At 70.7% G+C, this 15,750-nt stretch carries 10 protein-coding genes; 8 read left to right on the top strand and 2 right to left on the bottom strand.

Translation table 11 applies throughout. The features are described from left to right. Window positions 1-73 precede the first annotated feature (73 nt). Window positions 74-2,626, top strand: coding sequence for a TonB-dependent receptor domain-containing protein (locus RTL41_RS05645; protein ID WP_312162204.1), 2,553 nt, complete (start codon window positions 74-76; stop codon window positions 2,624-2,626). Here RTL41_RS05645 and RTL41_RS05650 read toward each other — a convergent pair. After that, entirely contained in the window at window positions 2,607-3,947 is a 1,341-nt protein-coding gene (locus RTL41_RS05650) for a sorbosone dehydrogenase family protein (protein WP_312162206.1), read from the bottom strand. The two genes, RTL41_RS05645 and RTL41_RS05650, sit on opposite strands and share 20 nt — an antisense overlap. 150 nt (window positions 3,948-4,097) lie before the next feature. Here RTL41_RS05650 and RTL41_RS05655 point away from each other — a divergent pair, with 150 nt between their 5' ends. Further along, window positions 4,098-5,675 (top strand): carboxylesterase family protein, encoded by a 1,578-nt coding sequence (locus RTL41_RS05655; RefSeq protein WP_312162208.1) that lies wholly within the window; start codon window positions 4,098-4,100, stop codon window positions 5,673-5,675. A 157-nt stretch (window positions 5,676-5,832) separates the two neighbouring features. Beyond that, complete coding sequence (locus RTL41_RS05660) at window positions 5,833-6,840, top strand: LacI family DNA-binding transcriptional regulator (protein ID WP_312162211.1); 1,008 nt, start codon at window positions 5,833-5,835, stop codon at window positions 6,838-6,840. On the opposite strand, the gene RTL41_RS05665 is transcribed toward RTL41_RS05660, so the two are convergent. Continuing rightward, on the bottom strand, window positions 6,837-7,853 hold the full coding sequence (locus RTL41_RS05665; RefSeq protein WP_312162214.1) for a LacI family DNA-binding transcriptional regulator: 1,017 nt from the start codon (window positions 7,851-7,853) through the stop codon (window positions 6,837-6,839). The genes RTL41_RS05660 and RTL41_RS05665 overlap by 4 nt on opposite strands. A gap of 422 nt (window positions 7,854-8,275) precedes the next feature. On the opposite strand from RTL41_RS05665, the gene RTL41_RS05670 reads away from it, so the two are divergent. From RTL41_RS05670 to RTL41_RS05690, 5 genes are all read left to right on the top strand, one after another. Beyond that, the gene (locus RTL41_RS05670) at window positions 8,276-10,417 is read left to right on the top strand and encodes a TonB-dependent receptor (protein WP_312162216.1); all 2,142 of its coding nucleotides are present in this window, start codon (window positions 8,276-8,278) and stop codon (window positions 10,415-10,417) included. Between the two features lie 30 nt (window positions 10,418-10,447). Then, on the top strand, window positions 10,448-11,254 hold the full coding sequence (locus RTL41_RS05675) for a phosphatase PAP2 family protein (RefSeq protein WP_312162217.1): 807 nt from the start codon (window positions 10,448-10,450) through the stop codon (window positions 11,252-11,254). 9 nt (window positions 11,255-11,263) lie between these two features. After that, window positions 11,264-12,268 (top strand): glucokinase, encoded by a 1,005-nt coding sequence (glk, locus tag RTL41_RS05680; protein ID WP_312162219.1) that lies wholly within the window; start codon window positions 11,264-11,266, stop codon window positions 12,266-12,268. Between the two features lie 123 nt (window positions 12,269-12,391). Further along, window positions 12,392-14,341 carry a glycoside hydrolase family 3 N-terminal domain-containing protein gene (locus RTL41_RS05685; protein WP_312162222.1) on the top strand — a complete coding sequence of 650 codons (1,950 nt, stop codon included), beginning with the start codon at window positions 12,392-12,394 and terminating at the stop codon, window positions 14,339-14,341. Between the two features lie 23 nt (window positions 14,342-14,364). Further along, on the top strand, window positions 14,365-15,636 hold the full coding sequence (locus tag RTL41_RS05690) for a sugar MFS transporter (RefSeq protein WP_312162224.1): 1,272 nt from the start codon (window positions 14,365-14,367) through the stop codon (window positions 15,634-15,636). Window positions 15,637-15,750: the final 114 nt, after the last annotated feature.

The following is a 15,750-nucleotide window of genomic DNA, read 5'->3' on the forward strand; positions in this document are numbered from 1 at the left end:
GCTTCATCAGGCCGTCATCGACATCCCCTACCCGGCAGGGTAGCGCGCCGCTCCCAGGCGCCAGGGGATAGTCATGCTGAAGTTCACGACGCGGCTGCTGGCCGCGGCGAGCGCCCTTGCGCTCACGGGCGGAGCCGCCTTCGCCCAAGACGTCGCCACCATCGAGGAGATCGTCGTCACCGCCCAGAAGCGCGAGCAGCAGGCGCTGGACGTGCCGATGTCGCTGACCGCCTACTCGTCCCAGCGGCTGGAGGCCCTGGGCGTGCAGGACTTCGCCGACGTGGCGCTGTTCACGCCCGGCTTCGAGGTCCAGGAGCAGTCGCCGAACAATCCGGGCTTCGTGGTGCGCGGCATCACCTCGGACGAGACCAACGCCTATTCCGAGGCCCGCGTGTCGGTGTTCCAGGACGGGGTGTCGATCTCCAAGGCCCAGGGCTCGTATGTCGAGCTGTTCGACCTGGAGCGGATCGAGGTGGCCAAGGGGCCGCAGTCGACCCTGTTCGGCCGCGGCGCCCTGATCGGCGGCGTCAACATCATCCAGAAGAAGGCCGACACCAGCGGCTTCGGCGGCTACCTCAAGGCCGAGGCTGGCGACTTCGGCTACTTGATGGGGGAAGGGGCGGTAAACCTGCCGATCAGCGAGGCCTTCGCCCTGCGCGTCTCGGGCCGCATCCGCCAGCGCGACGGCTATGTCGAGAACGCCCTCGGCGGCGACGCCTTCCAGTCGGTGGATAGCTGGGCCGGCCGGATCGCCGCCCACTTCGAACCCAATGATCGGCTGCGCTCGGACTTCATCGTCAACTACCAGCATGACGAACCGACCGGCACGGCGTTCAAGTCCGGCGGCTTCTCGCCGACCGACCCGGCCACCGGCCAGGTGCTGGCCGGCCGCGGCGCGAGCGAGCCGGCCGCGCTGGTCGCGCCGCCGGGCTTCCAGGGCGGCCGCAGCCTGGGCGTCGACCGCACGGTCTGGAGCGCCACGGCCCTGGTCGACTATGACCTGACCGACGCCCTGACCCTGGCCTCGATCACTGCCGTGCGCCGCTTCGACAGCGACGAAGTGTTTGATCCGGATGGGATTTCGCTGCCGATCCTCACCGGCCTGAACAGCGCCGTGGGCAAGCAGTGGAGTCAGGAACTGCGGCTCAACTACGACGCCGGCGGCCGGGTGCGCGGCTTCGTCGGCGCAGGCTTCTTCCACGAGAGCGGCCGCCAGCGCACGCCGATCCAGTTCGACGAGCGCATGGCCCTGGCGCAGGTGACGGGCCAGCTCAACGGCGCGGGGGCCGGGCTGGGCCTGCCGGCGACGACCCCGGCTCCGGCCGCGCTGTTCGCCAACACCGCCTTCACCGGCGCGCTGGTGCGCGGCCTGGTCGCCCAGGCCAGCGGCAACCGCATCGTGCTGAGCGCGGCGCAGGCCACCGCCATCGCCGCCAACCTGCGCGCCAACCACGTGGAGGAGTCGACCAACACCAGCGAGCTCGATTCCATCGACCTGTTCGGCGACCTCTCGTTCGACGTGACCGACCGGCTGGAGGTCTCGGCCGGCCTGCGCTGGACGCGCGACGAGAAGACCACCGGCTTCGGCACGCGGGTGGTCGGCGGCCGCAGCGTGATCGGCGGCGCGATCGGCGCGGCGGGCCTGGCCGCCAGCGGCGCGCCGCAGGGCCTGGCCCAGGCCAACGCCATCCTGGCCGCCCTGCAAAGCCCACAGGTGCAACTGATCCCGGACACCCTGCTGCCGATGTTCGGCGTCACCTTCCAGCCGACCTCGGCGGACGGGCGGCTGGCGACGCAGGACCTGGAGGACTCCGGCTTCACCTGGCGCCTGGTCGGCCGCTACAGCCTCTCGGACGAGGCCAACCTCTATGCGTCCTACGCCCGCGGGCGGCTGCCCGAGGTGCTGGCCGCCAGCGCGCCGGGCGCGCCCTACGGTGCGGCGCGGTTCACGACCGTCGAGGCCGAGACCGTCGACAGCTACGAGGTCGGCGGCAAGGCGGCCCTGCTCGACCGCCGCCTGCGCCTGGACGGGGCGGTCTATTTCTACGACTACGACAACTTCCAGACCGTCGAGCAGCAGGGAACGCTGTTCGTCGTCACCAACGCCGGCAAGGCCAAGGCCTACGGCTTCGAAGGCCAGGCCGAGTGGGCCGCGGCCCCGGGCCTGGATATCTACGCGACCTACGCCTACAGCCACGCGCGGTTCGAGGACGGCGCCTATGACGGCAACCGCTTCCGCCTGTCGCCCGATCACAGTTTCTCGCTGGCCGCCAACTGGAGCTTCGACGCCGTCGGCGGCCGGGTCTCGGTGCGGCCGAGCTATACGTGGCAGAGCAAGGTCTTCTTCGGCAACGACAACGACCGGGCGGTGTTCCAGCAGCCGCCGGCCTCGCTGGTGCCCGACAACATCCAGGACGAGCTCCAGGACGGCTATGGCCTGGCCAACCTGCGTGTCTCGTGGACGGCGGGCAGCGCGCCGCTGACCCTGGAAGCCTTCGTCAACAACATCGCCGACGAGCAGTACCTGATCGACGCCGGCAACACCGGCGACTCCCTGGGCCTGCCGACCTTCATCGCCGGGCCGCCGCGGATGTGGGGCGTGGGCCTTACCTGGAGGTTCCAGTAGCCAGGGTTCCCGAGGGGGCGACCCGCCAGATCGCCTTGCCGACGTCGTCGGCGACCAGCAGGGCCCCGGTCTTGTCGACGGCGACGCCGACGGGCCGGCCCTGCGCCTCGTTCTTCTTGTTGAGGAAGCCGGTCAGGAACGCCTCGGGCGGGCCGCTGGGCTTGCCGTTCGCGAAGGGGATGAAGACGACGCGATAGCCGCTGGGCGGCTTGCGGTTCCACGAGCCATGCTGGCCGATGAACACCCCGCCCTTGTAGCGGGCGGGGAAGGCGTCGGCGCGATAGAAGGTCAGGCCCAGCGAAGCCGTGTGCGGGCCCAGCGCGTAGTCGGGAACGATGGCCTTGGCGACCAGGTCGGGGCGCTGGGGCTTCACCCGCGCGTCCACGTGCTGGCCGAAATAGCTGTAGGGCCAGCCATAGAAGCCGCCGTCCTGCAGGCTGGTCATGTAGTCGGGGACGAGGTCGTCGCCGAGCATGTCGCGCTCGTTGACCGCGGTCCAAAGCGCGCCGGTCACCGGCTCGAAGTCCAGGCCGTTGGGGTTGCGCAGGCCCGAGGCGAAGACGCGGGCCGGGCCGGTGGGCAGGGGATACTCGATCACCGCGGCGCGGTTGGTCTCGTTCTCCATCCCGTTCTCGCCGATGTTCGAGTTCGAGCCGACGGTGGCGTAGAGCTTCGCGCCGTCCGGGCTGGCGACGACGTTCTTGGTCCAGTGGTGGTTGATCGGGCCGCCGGGCAGGTCGAGCACCTTCTCGCCGACGCCGATGATCTGGGTCTGGCCGTCGGCATAGGGGAAGGCGACCACGGCGTTGTCGTTGGCCACATAGAGCTTGCCGCCGGTGAGGGTCATGCCGAAGGGGCGGCTCAGTCCCTCGGCGAAGTTGGTGCGGACCTCGGCGATCCCGTCGCCGTCGCCGTCGCGCAGCAGGGTGATGCGGTTGGGGCTCTGCATCGTCGCGCCGGCCTTGTCCTGCAGCCGGTTGGCGATCATCGCCGTGATCCCCTTGGCCTTGGACGGCTCGGAGGACGCCTCGGAAACCAGCACGTCGCCGTTGGGCAGGACCAGCAGCCAGCGCGGATGCGCCAGGTCGCCGGCATAGCGGGTGACGGTGAAGCCGGCTGGCGCGGTCGGCGCGGCGCCCGCTGGCCAGCCCACCGCCTGGCGCGCGTTGAGGGTCGGGATCAGGCTGGTCCGCGGCCCCGGCAGCTCAGGCTGCGGACCAAAGCCTGCGAAGGGTTCGGGCGAGCCCTGTCCGCAGGCGGCGAGGGCCAGGACGGCCAGCGCCGCCGCGGCGCGGGTCAAGGCGGACTTGAACGGAATCATGGCGCAGGCCTTTGAATGAACGGGGATATTTGATCACCTGTCGGAGCCTCGCGCCAGCATCGCCGCATGTGTCATTGACAACGTTAACAGTCGCGGCCAACCATGCGTTCAAACAGGGACGCGGCCATGCGGCGGCGAGGGGAGGACAGGATGATCGGCAGGGCAGGGGCGCTTGGCGCCGTCGTGGCGCTGGGACTGGCGGGCGCCGCCCAGGCGCAGGGCCCGGACGTGGTGCGGGTCGAGAGCGGCCAGCTCCAGGGCGTGGTGGCGGACGGGGTGATCGCCTTCAAGGGCGTGCCGTTTGCGGCCCCGCCGGTCGGCGACCTGCGCTGGCGCCCGCCGCAGCCGCCGCCGGCCTGGAGCGGCGTGCGCTCGGCCGCGCAGTACGGCCATGACTGCGCCCAGAAGCCGTTCCCCAGCGACGCGGCGCCCCTGGGCGCGACCCCGGCCGAGGACTGCCTGGTGCTCAACGTCTGGCGGCCCGTCGACGCGCCGGCCAAGCTGCCGGTGATGGTCTGGATCTATGGCGGCGGCTTCGTCAACGGCGGCTCCTCGCCGGAGGTCTATTCCGGCCACCAGTTCGCCAGGCAGGGCGTGGTGCTGGTCAGCTTCAACTACCGCGTCGGCCGCTTCGGCTTCTTCGCCCATCCGGCCCTGACCTGGGAGAACCCCGAGGGGCCGCTGGGCAACTACGGGTTCATGGACCAGATCGCGGCGCTGAAGTGGGTGCAGCGGAACATCGCCGCCTTCGGGGGCGATCCGGCCAATGTCACCATCTTCGGGGAGTCGGCGGGGGGCTTCTCGATCCACACCCTGATGACCACCCCGGCGGCCAAGGGCCTGTTCCACAAGGCGATCGTGGAGTCCGGCGGCGGGCGCGGCAATATCGCTCCCGGCCGCCGGGTCAGCGGCCAGGCGGCCGGCGGACCGCCCTCCGGCGAGCAGGTGGGCCTGGCCTTCGCCAAGAGCGTGGGGATCGAGGGCGAGGACGCCGCGGCCCTGGCCGCGCTGCGCAGTCTGCCGGCCGACACGGTGGTCTCGGGCCTCAACATGATGACCATGTTCACGCCGACCTATGCCGGGCCGATGGTCGACGGCCAGATCGTGGTCGACGAACCGGGCAAGATCTATGCGGCCGGCGGCGGGGCGAACGTGCCGCTGATCGTCGGGGCCAACAGCATGGACATCGGCTTCTCGACGGCCAGGACCCTCGACGAGGTCTACGCGCCGTTCGGGCCCGAGCGCCGCGCGGCGGCGCAGGCGGCGTTCGATCCGAAGGGTACGGGCGACGTGCGGGCGATCGGGACCGTGGTCGCCAGCGACACCATGATGGTCGAGCCGGCGCGGTTCGTGGCCAAGGCCTGGTCGCAGGCCGGGCGGCCCGTCTACGCTTTCCGCTTCAGCTATGTGGCCGACTCCATGCGCAAGGCGTGGCCCGGCGCGCCGCACGCCACCGAGATCCCCTATGTGTTCGACACCGTGAAGGCCAAGTACGGCGAGGCGTTGACGCCGTCCGACGCGGCGATGGCCGCCTTGACCAACGCCTATTGGGTCGCCTTCGCCAAGACCGGCGATCCCAACGGCCAGGGACGGCCGAACTGGCCGGCCTATGACGCCGCGGGCGATCAGATCCTCGACTTCGCCAATGACGGGGCCAGGGCCGGGGCCGATCCGTGGAAGGCGCGGCTGGACCTGGTCGAGCAGGCCGTGGAGGCGAAGGCGCGTTAGAGCATTTTCCGCCGAAGTGGCTGCCGGTTCGGCGCAGAAAATGCTCTAGATTCAAAGAGTCTTGAGCGAAATCCGATCCATCGGATCGGATTTCGCTCTGAGGGCGTTCCTGGCGGAGAATCCGCGTTATATCTGCGCGGATGAAGGACGCCGCAGCGTGACGACGATCAGGGACGTAGCCGCGCGCGCCGGCCTGTCGGTGATGACCGTCTCGCGCGTGCTGAACGGCGAGCGCCACGTCAGCGCCCAGGCGCGCGAGAAGGTGCAGGCGGCGATCGAGGCGCTGGGCTATCGCCGCAACGTCTTCGCCCGCGGCCTGCCGGGCTCGCGCTCGTTCCTGATCTGCATGCTGATCCCGGAGATCATCCCCGACTACGTCGCCGAGTTCCAGCAGGGCGCGGTCGAACAGTGCCGCTCGGCCGGCTACCATCTGGTGGTGCAGCCCTTCGACAGCCGCACCGGCATGGCGGCCCAGGCGGTGGCCGCCGCGGTCGCCTCGCTGCGGCCCGACGGCTTCCTGCTGCTGCCGCCGGTCAGCGACGACGTGGCGGTGCTCGATACGCTGGACAAGGCGCGCGTGCCCTATGCGCGGCTGGCCCCCAGCCTCCAGCCGCAGCGCGGCGCGTCGGTGGCCGTGGACGAGGTCGAGGCCGCGCGGGCGATGACCACGGCGCTGCTGGAGCTGGGCCACCGCCGGATCGGCTTCATCGGCGGCCCGCCCGAGCACGGCGCCTCCGGCTGGCGGCTGGAGGGCTACCGCAAGGCGCTGGCCGAACGCGGGCTGGCGGCCGATCCCGATCTGATCGTTCCGGGCGACTTCATGTTCGAGACCGGCGAGGCCGGGGCCGAGGCGCTGCTGGGCCTGGCGCAGCCGCCGACCGCGATCTTCGCGGGCAACGACGACATGGCCCTGGGCGTGATGGCGGCGGCCCAGCGCCTGGGCCTGTCGGTGCCGGGCGACGTCTCGGTGGCCGGTTTCGACGGCGGCGAGATCGCCACCCTGGCCTGGCCGCAACTGACCACGGTGCGCCAGCCCGTGCAGGCGATGGCGGCGGCGGCGGCCGACGCGGTGATCGGCATGGTCGACGCCGGCGAGATGGACGGCCCGTCCCGCCAGTTGGATTTCGCCCTGGTGTTCCGGGCCTCGACCGCGCCGCCGGCCTAGCCTCCGGGCGGGGCGGTCGAGCGGCGGGCGCGGATCTCGAAGTCGAGCTGCAGGGCCGGCTCGGCCAGTTCCTCATGCGCGGCCAGGGTGATCAGCATGTCGGCGGCCGCCTCGCACATGGCGTCGACCGGCTGGCGGACGGTGGTCAGCGACGGCGAGCAGATCTGCGCGGCGCGGGTGTCGTCGAAGCCGGCGATCGAGACGTCGCCGGGAACCGCCAGGCCAAGGTCGCGGGCCGCCGCCATCACTCCCAGGGCCATCTTGTCGTTGGCGGCGAAGATCGCGGTGGGGCGGCCCTGGGCCGAAAGCATCCGGCGGCCGGCCGACATGCCGCTCTCGAAGGTGAAATAGCCCTGGACCCTGTGCGCGGCCGCGGCCTTCAGCCCCGCCGCCGTCATCGCGCGTTCGAAGCCGGCCAGGCGCAGGCGCGAAGCCCCGTGGTCGGGATGGCCCAGCACGAAGCCGATGGACCGGTGGCCGAGGTCCAGCAGGTGGCGGGTGAGGGCGAAGGCCGCCGCCTCGTCGTCGATGAAAACGCACGGGCCCTTGTCGTGTTCGGCGTTCGGCGCGATCCGCACATGGGCCACGCCCAGCCGGTCGAGCATCGCCATGGCCGAGGGATCGTCCGAGATCGGCGGCGTCAGGATCACCCCGTCGAGGCGCAGGCTGGAGATGATCTGCTCGATCTGGCGGGCCACGTCGTTCTGCGAATCCACCGGCTCGACCGCCAGGTGGTAGCCGGCCTCGCGACAGCGGAGCAGGGCCCCGATCTCGGCCTCGGTGACATAGCTGTAGTTGGGGTTGTCGTAGAGAAAGCCGATCATCCGCGAGGGCGCGCCGATCAGGCCGCGGGCGGCGATGTTGGGCCGGTAGTCGAGGGCGGCGGCGGCGGCCAGCACCCGCTCGCGCACCTCCTTGCGCACGTGGGGCTCGCCGTTCAGCACCCGTGAGACGGTCTTGAAGGACACCTCGGCCTTGGAGGCGACGTCTTTGATCGTCGGTTGACGGGGCAAGCCAGACTCCAGCCGCGCGCGGTGCGCAAGCTCTCGCGCGCTTCGCTTCGCCCTGCAAGTGGCTGTCGCGCCGAAACTTATTTGACGCCGGCCCGATGCGCCGTTCGGCCGGGCGGTTCGGCGCACTCTTTGACCGTGGATCAGATAACGTTGTCAGTTTCGAATTGACAACGTTATCTGATCGCGTCCAACCTCATCTTCACCGGCCGGCCAAAGCGGGGCGGGAACAGGATGGCCGGGGGTTCGACATCGGCCACGCAGGGGGAAACGACGATGACCAGCATGCTTCTGGCCGTGAGCACGGCTGCGCCCCACGCGGGCCCTGGGGACCGCTAGCGCCCGCCCGCCTGGGCGCGGGGACGACCAATCAAGAACAGACGGCCAGGGCCATGACGCCGGGCCGCATTCAGGGAAAAACGGAAATGAACAAGCTCATGTGGCTGGCGGGGGCGTGCGCCCTGGCCATGACCGGGACTGCGCAGGCCCAGGACGTCCAGGTCGAGGAGGTGGTGGTCACCGCCCAGAAGCGCGAAGGCACCGTCCAGGCGACGCCGCTGGCCGTCAGCGCCATCAGCGGCGACGTGCTGCAGCAGCAGAACGTCGTCGACGCCGGCGACCTGACCGGCAAGGTGCCCAACCTGAATATCGGCCAGGCCGGCAACGAGGTGATCATCAGCATCCGTGGCGTCAGCTCGGCCGGCGTGGTGCCGCAGCGCGACCCCTCGGTCGCCTTCCACCTGGACGGCGTCTACCTGCCGCGGCCCTCGGGCGCCAACTCGGTGTTCTACGACCTGGAGCGGGTCGAGGTGCTGCGCGGGCCGCAGGGCACGCTCTGGGGCCGCAACGCCACCGCCGGCAGCCTCAACATCATCACCCGCAAGCCGGTCATGAACACCGGCCAGGCGGCGGGCGAGATCCTGGTGGGCGACTACGGGCGCTTCACCGCCCAGGGCATGTACAATTTCCCGATCGTCGACGACACGCTGGCCGCGCGGGCCGCGTTCATCATCAATCGCCGGGACGGCTATCAGGAGAACGTCGCCCCGGGCATGCCCGACCTGGCCGACGCCAAGGAGGAGGCGGGCCGCGTCCACCTGTTGTTCACGCCGGGCGAGCGGCTGCGGCTGCTGCTGTCGGCCGACTACTATCACGCCGGCGGGGCCGGGACCGGCAACGTCCTGATCGGCAACGGGGCGGTCAGCTACATCGCCTCGGGCCGCAGCGCGCCCTATCGCGCCGAGACCAATACGGCCGGCCGGATCAACAACAAGATCTGGGGCGTGACCGCCGAGGCGACCTACGCCCTGGACGCGCTCGACATCGTTTCGGTGACCTCCTACCGCGCCGACGACCAGGACGTCACCAGCGACAGCGACGCCACCGCCACAGGCACGCAGACGGTCTACTATTTCAATTATAACAAGACGTTCTCGCAGGAACTTCGTCTCGCCTCGTCCGGCGACGGGGCGCTGCAGTACATCCTTGGCGCCTATTACATCAAGGAGACCAACGACGATAACCTCTACCAGTACACCAACCTGGAGCGCACCGCCGGGGTGGTGCTGCAGCGGCCCGACCGGTTCGCCGAATCCTGGGCGGTGTTCGGCCAGGCCGATTACGACATCACCGACACCCTGACGGTCTTCGCGGGCGTCCGCTACTCCGAGGACCGCAAGGGCAACCCGGTCGGCCTGACCCGGCCGCTGGGGACCGATCTCAACACCTTCCGGCCCGACGCCGGCTCCTGGGCCAAGACCACCTGGCGGCTGGGCGCCGACTGGGAGATCACGCCCGACAACATGGTCTATGGCAGCGTCTCGACCGGCTACAAGGCGGGCGGCTTCTCCAGCAACCGCAACTTCGGTCCCGAGACCCTGACCGCCTACGAGTTCGGCTCGAAGAACTACTTCCTCGACCGCCGCCTGCTCGCGAACTTCTCGGCCTTCTACTACGACTACAAGGACCTGCAGGTGGTCTCCGTGGCGCCCGACGAGAACGGGGTGGTGCGGGCCCTGACCACCAACGCCGGGGTGTCGAGCGTCTGGGGCCTCGAGTTCGAAGGCCGGGCGCGGATCACCGAGGCGCTCAGCATCGACGCCTCGCTCGGCTATCTCGACGCCAAGTTCGACCGCTATGTCGGCGCCATCGACCCGCTCTACGGCACGGTGCAGGATCTGTCGGGCAACACCCTGCCGCGGGCGCCGCGCTGGAACGGCAACATCGGCGTCGCCTACGCCATCCCGCTGGCGTCCGGCCGACTGACCGCGCGGATCAGCACCCGCTACCAGTCGGAGGTGTTCTTCACCGAGTTCAACGACCGGCGGATCACCGTCGCCGGGGCGAGCCTCAACCCCTACGGCCAGGCCAGCCAGGACGCCTACACCGCCACCGACATCAGCCTGCGCTACGACGACGACCGCCGCTGGTACGTCGAAGCCTTCGCCGACAACCTCGAGGACGAGGCGGTCCTGCTGTCGGTCAGCACGGACTCGGCGCGGAATTTCTTCGGCAGCTACGGCGCGCCGCGCACCTTCGGCGTGAAGGCCGGCTTCAAGTTCAACTGATCCCCCCCTACAGCTTTTGAGAGAACCAAGATGAAGCATCAGCGCAGGCCCCTGCGCGCAGGGCTGGCCGCCGCCGGGATCTCGATCCTGGCCGGCGGCGCCCTCGCGGGCTCCGAGCCGGTCAAGTTCCCGACCCTGCCCAAGGGCTACCTGGCGCCGGGCGTGCTGAACGCCGAGCGCATCGTGCCCCCGGCGCCGAGCGACGGCGATGCGCGCGACCAGGTCGACCGCAAGGTCTTCCAGTCGACCCGCGCGCTGAAGGACGGCGAGCGCTGGAAGCTGGCGACCCGCGACGTCGACATGATGCCGGCCGGGATGATGGAGGCGTTCTCCTGCTCGGTCGGGGTGAAGCTGACCCCGGCCAATGCGCCCAAGCTGAACGGGGTGATGATGCGGGTGCTGGGCGACTCGATGATCGCCAACGAGAGCGCCAAGCATCACTTCAAGCGCCTGCGCCCGTTCCAGGTCGCGCCGGGCGAGATCTGCCAGCCGGAGGCCCAGGTGGCGGGCAGCTACGACTATCCGTCCGGCCATACGGTGTGGGGCTGGTCCTGGGCGCTGGTGCTGGCCGAGCTGGCCCCCGACCGGGCCACGGACATCCTGGCCCGCGGCCGGGCCTATGGTCAGAGCCGCGCGGTCTGCGGCGCGCACAACGCCAGCGCGGTCGAGGCCGGCGGCATGGTGGCGGCGGCCACCAACGCCACGCTGCACGGCTCGCCCGAGTTCCGGGCCGACATGGACGCCGCCCGCGCCGAACTGGTCAGGCTGCGCGCGGAGGGCGAGACGCCGCCCGCCTGCGAGGCCGAGGCCGCGCTCGTCGCCCAGTCGCCCTACTGACGGGCGGTCATGCGGAGAGATGCGAGTTTCGCCCTGGTGGGCGACATCGGCGGCACCAACGCCCGCTTCGCGGTCGCCGACCTGCAGGGCGCGCGCCCGTCGATCGTCCTGACCGGCAATGTCTTGTGCAAGGACCATGCGAGCCTGGCGGCGGCGGCCGACGCCTTCCTGATGTCGGCCGACCTGGCGGCGCTGCCGGCCACCGCCACCATCGCGGTGGCCGGGCCGGTCGCGGACGGCGCCGCGCGCCTGACCAATGCGCCGTGGGACGCCTCGGAGGCCGAGCTCATGACCTTGGGCTTCACGCGGGCGCGGCTGGTGAACGACTTCGAGGCCCTGGCCACCGGGGTCGCCGAACTGGCCCCGGAGGACAGCCTGGCGATCGGGCCTGACCTGCCGGGTCTGACGCGCGCGCCGGTGGTGATCGCCGGGGCCGGCACCGGCTTTGGGCTGGCGGCCCTGGTCTGGCGGGCCGAAGGGCCGGCTCAGGTGGTGGCGAGCGAAGGCGGCCACGCCGGCTTCGCGCCGGTCAGCGAACTGGAGATCGAGATCGCGCGCGCGCTGGCCCGCCGCCACGGCCGGGTGTCGATCGAGCGGCTGCTGTCGGGGCCGGGCCTGCAGGCCCTCTACGCCATCCTCGCCGAGATCGAGGGGAAGGCGGTCGAGCCCGAAATCTCCTCGGAGGAGGTGGCGGCGCGGGCCCGCGCCGGCGGCGATTCGTTGTGCGTCGGCGCCGTTGAGGTCTTCTGCGCGGTGTTCGGCTCGGTGAGCGGCGACGCGGCCCTGACCTTCGGGGCCCGGGGCGGGGTCTATCTGGCCGGCGGCCTGGTGGAAGGCGTCGAGGGCGTCCTGACGGGCGGGACGTTCCGCCAGCGTTTCGAGGCCAAGGGCCGGCTGTCGAGCTTCGTCGAGGCCATTCCGACGCGCCTGGTCGTCCAGCCGCACACGGCCCTGCTGGGCGCGGCGCGGATCGCCCGGCGGCTCTCGCCGCAGGCCTTTCAAATGAGCAATTGACAACGTTACCATATGTGTGTGGTCTGGCCGCGCGCCAACCCGCGCAGAACTGGCGGGGCCCGGATGCCCCCGGGGCCCGCCGCACTTTGCGGTTGGAAGAAGAACAAGAACGGGGAGGGGACGATGGCCGGATGGCGTTACGCCTGCATGGCGCTGGGACTGATGGCCTGCGGGCCGGCCATGGCTGCGCAGCAGCCCGAGCTGGGCGCGCGCACCGTCCCGCGCCTCACGATCGACGGCCTGGCCTTCAAGGACCTCGATCGGAACGGCAAGCTCGATCCCTATGAGGACTGGCGGCTCTCGGCGGAGGCCCGCGCCGCCGACCTGACGCAGCGCATGACGCTGGAGGAAAAGGCCGGGACCATGATGCACGGCACCCTGCCGGCCCCGGGCAATACTTTCGGGTCGGGCGCGGCCTACGACCTGGCCGGCGCGGCCAGGCTGATCGAGGACAGGCGCGTCTCCAGCTTCATCACCCGGCTGAGCGGGCCGGCCGCGGCCCTGGCCGAGGAGAACAACAAGGTCCAGGCCCTGGCCGAGCAGAGCCGTCTGGGCGTTCCGGCGACGATCAGCACCGATCCGCGCAACCACTTCCAGCACACCGCGGGGGCCGGCGTGGATTCGGCCGGCTTCTCCCAGTGGCCCGAAAGCCTGGGCTTTGCGGCGATCGGCGACGAGGCGCTGATGCGCCGGTTCGGCGAGGTGGCGCGGGCCGAGTACCGGGCCGCCGGCATCCATGTGGCGCTCTCGCCCCAGGCCGACCTGGCGACCGAGCCGCGCTGGTCGCGGATCACCGGGACCTTCGGCGAGGACGCCGATCTCGCCTCGCGCATGGTCCGGGCCTATGTCGCCGGCTTCCAGGCCGGCGAGAGCGGCCTGAACAGGGACAGCGTCGTCGCGGTGGTCAAGCACTGGGTCGGCTACGGCGCGGCCAGGGACGGCTGGGACAGCCACAGCCCCTACGGCCGCTATGCGACCTTCCCGGGCGGGAACTTCGCCTATCACGTCAAGCCGTTCGAGGGCGCGTTCGCAGCCCAGGCGGCAGGCGTCATGCCGACCTATTCGATCCTCGAGGGCCTCAGCATCGACGGCAAGCCGGTCGAGCAGGTGGGCGCTGGGTTCAACCGGTTCCTGCTGACCGACCTGCTGCGCGGCGCGTACGGCTTCAAGGGCGTGATCGTCTCGGACTGGGCGATCACCAACGACTGCCCGGCGGCCTGCCAGGGCCAGTGGAAGGCGGGCGAGCCGCCGGTGATCGGCATGCCCTGGGGCGTCGAGCGCCTCACCGAGACCCAGCGCTTCGCCAAGGCGCTGGACGCCGGGGTCGACCAGTTCGGCGGCACCGAGAACAGCGGCCTGCTGGTCGACATCGTCAAGGCCGGCCAGGCCAGCGAGGCGCGTCTGGACCAGTCGGTGCAGCGCATCCTGGCGCAGAAGTTCCAGCAGGGGCTGTTCGAGAACCCCTATGTCGATCCCGCCGTCGCCGGCCGGATCGTCGGCTCGGCCGCCTTCCAGGCCGAGGGCCGCGCGGCGCAGAGCCGATCGTTGGTGTTCCTGGAAGGTCGGGCCGGAAACCTGCCGTTGAAAGCCGGCGCCAGGGTCTATCTGAGGGGCGTCGAGGCCGCCGCCGCGCAGGCCGCCGGCCTGACCGTGGTCGACGCGCCCGAGCAGGCCGACTTCGCCATCCTCCGCACCGGCGCGCCGCACCAGATGCTGCACCCGAACTACCTGTTCGGCCTGATGCAGCACGAGGGCGACCTCGACTTCAAGGACGGCGATCCCGACTACGAGGCGATCAAGGCGATCAGCGCCAAGGTCCCGACCATCGTCAGCGTCTTCCTCGACCGCCCGGCCATCCTGACCGGCCTGAAGGGCCGGGCCGCGGTGCTGATCGGCGACTTCGGGGTCAGCGACGGCGCGCTGCTGGACGTGCTGACCGGCAAGGCCAAGGCCGAGGGGCGGCTGCCCTTCGAGCTCCCCTCGTCGATGGCGGCGGTCAAGGCCCAGGCGAGCGACAAACCCTATGACAGCGCTGATCCGCTCTACCGGTTCGGCTACAGGCTGGAGCCCTGAGAATGGCCGGCGGAGGAAGCAGCTTGGAACAGCACATGGGCGCGCGGACGGCGGGCGCGGCGGCCGCCACGGGCAAGGTCGTGGCCCTGGTGGTCTCGCTGTTCTTCGCCTGGGGGTTCGCCACCGTCCTGATCGACACCCTGATCCCCAAGCTCAAGGGGCTGTTCCAGCTAAACTACGCCGAGGCGATGCTGACCCAGTTCGCCTTCTTCCTCGGCTATCTGGTGTTCTCGATCCCGGCCTCGATCCTCCTGGCCAGGATCGGCTACTTCCGGCAGATCGTGCTGGGGCTGGGGGTGATGGCGGCCGGCTGCCTGATGTTCGCCCCGGCCGCGCAGCTCGGCCTCTACCCGGCGTTCCTGCTGGCGCTGTTCGTCATGGCGGCGGGGATCACCACCTTGCAGGTGGCGGCCAATCCGCTGATCGCGCTGCTGGGCGAGCCGGAGTTGGCCCATTCGCGCCTGAACCTGGCGCAGGCGTTCAACTCGCTGGGCACGACGGTCGGCCCGCTGGTCGGCGCGGCCCTGATCCTCAAGGGCGGGGTCGAGCATCCCGACGCCGCCAAGCTGACGCCGCAGGCGCTGGAGGTCTATCGCAAGGCCGAGGCGCATGCCGTGCAGGCGCCGTTCCTGGGCATCGCCGCGGTGCTGGTGGTCCTGGCCCTGGTGTTCTGGTTCCTGCGCCGCTCGCCGGCCGCGCCCTCGGCGGCAGGCGAGGCCGGCGGCGGCTTCAAGCCCTCGCTGCTCAAGCGTCCGCGGCTGGCGCTCGGGGCGTTGTCGATCTTCCTCTATGTCGGCGCCGAGGTGTCGATCGGCTCGCTGCTGGTCAGCTATCTGATGGAGGACAAGACCCTGGGCGCGGTGGCCGCGACCGCCGGGCAACTGGTCGCCCTCTACTGGGGCGGGGCGATGGTCGGCCGGTTCATCGGCTCGGCGGTGATGCGCAAGGTCCCGGCGGGCCTCGTGCTGATGGCCTGCGCGATCGGAGCTGGCCTGCTGGCCTGCATATCGGCCGGTACGATCGGGCTGGTCTCCGCCGTCGCGGTCCTGGCCATCGGGCTCTGCAACTCGGTGATGTTCCCGACCATCTTCACCCTGGGCATCGAGGGCCTGGGCGAGGATACGCCGCAGGGCTCGGGCCTGCTCTGCCTGGCCATCGTGGGCGGGGCGATCGTGCCGGTGCTGACCGGCATGGTCGCCGACCATGCCGGGTTGAGCGCGGCGCTGCTGGCGCCGGCGCTCTGCTACGTCTGGATCGCGGTCTACGGCTTCCTCTGCCGCCGTCCCCCGGCCTAAGCCATTCCCATGACGTCGGCCTCGGCGAGGTCGACGCGCTGGCGCGGCTCGCCCATGGTCATGGGCCGCAGGCCGAGGTCGGCCATGAGTGCGGCGTCGGTGTCCTTGTCGGGG

The sequence above is a fragment of the Phenylobacterium sp. genome (genome assembly GCF_031984885.1).
GTDB lineage: Bacteria > Pseudomonadota > Alphaproteobacteria > Caulobacterales > Caulobacteraceae > Phenylobacterium.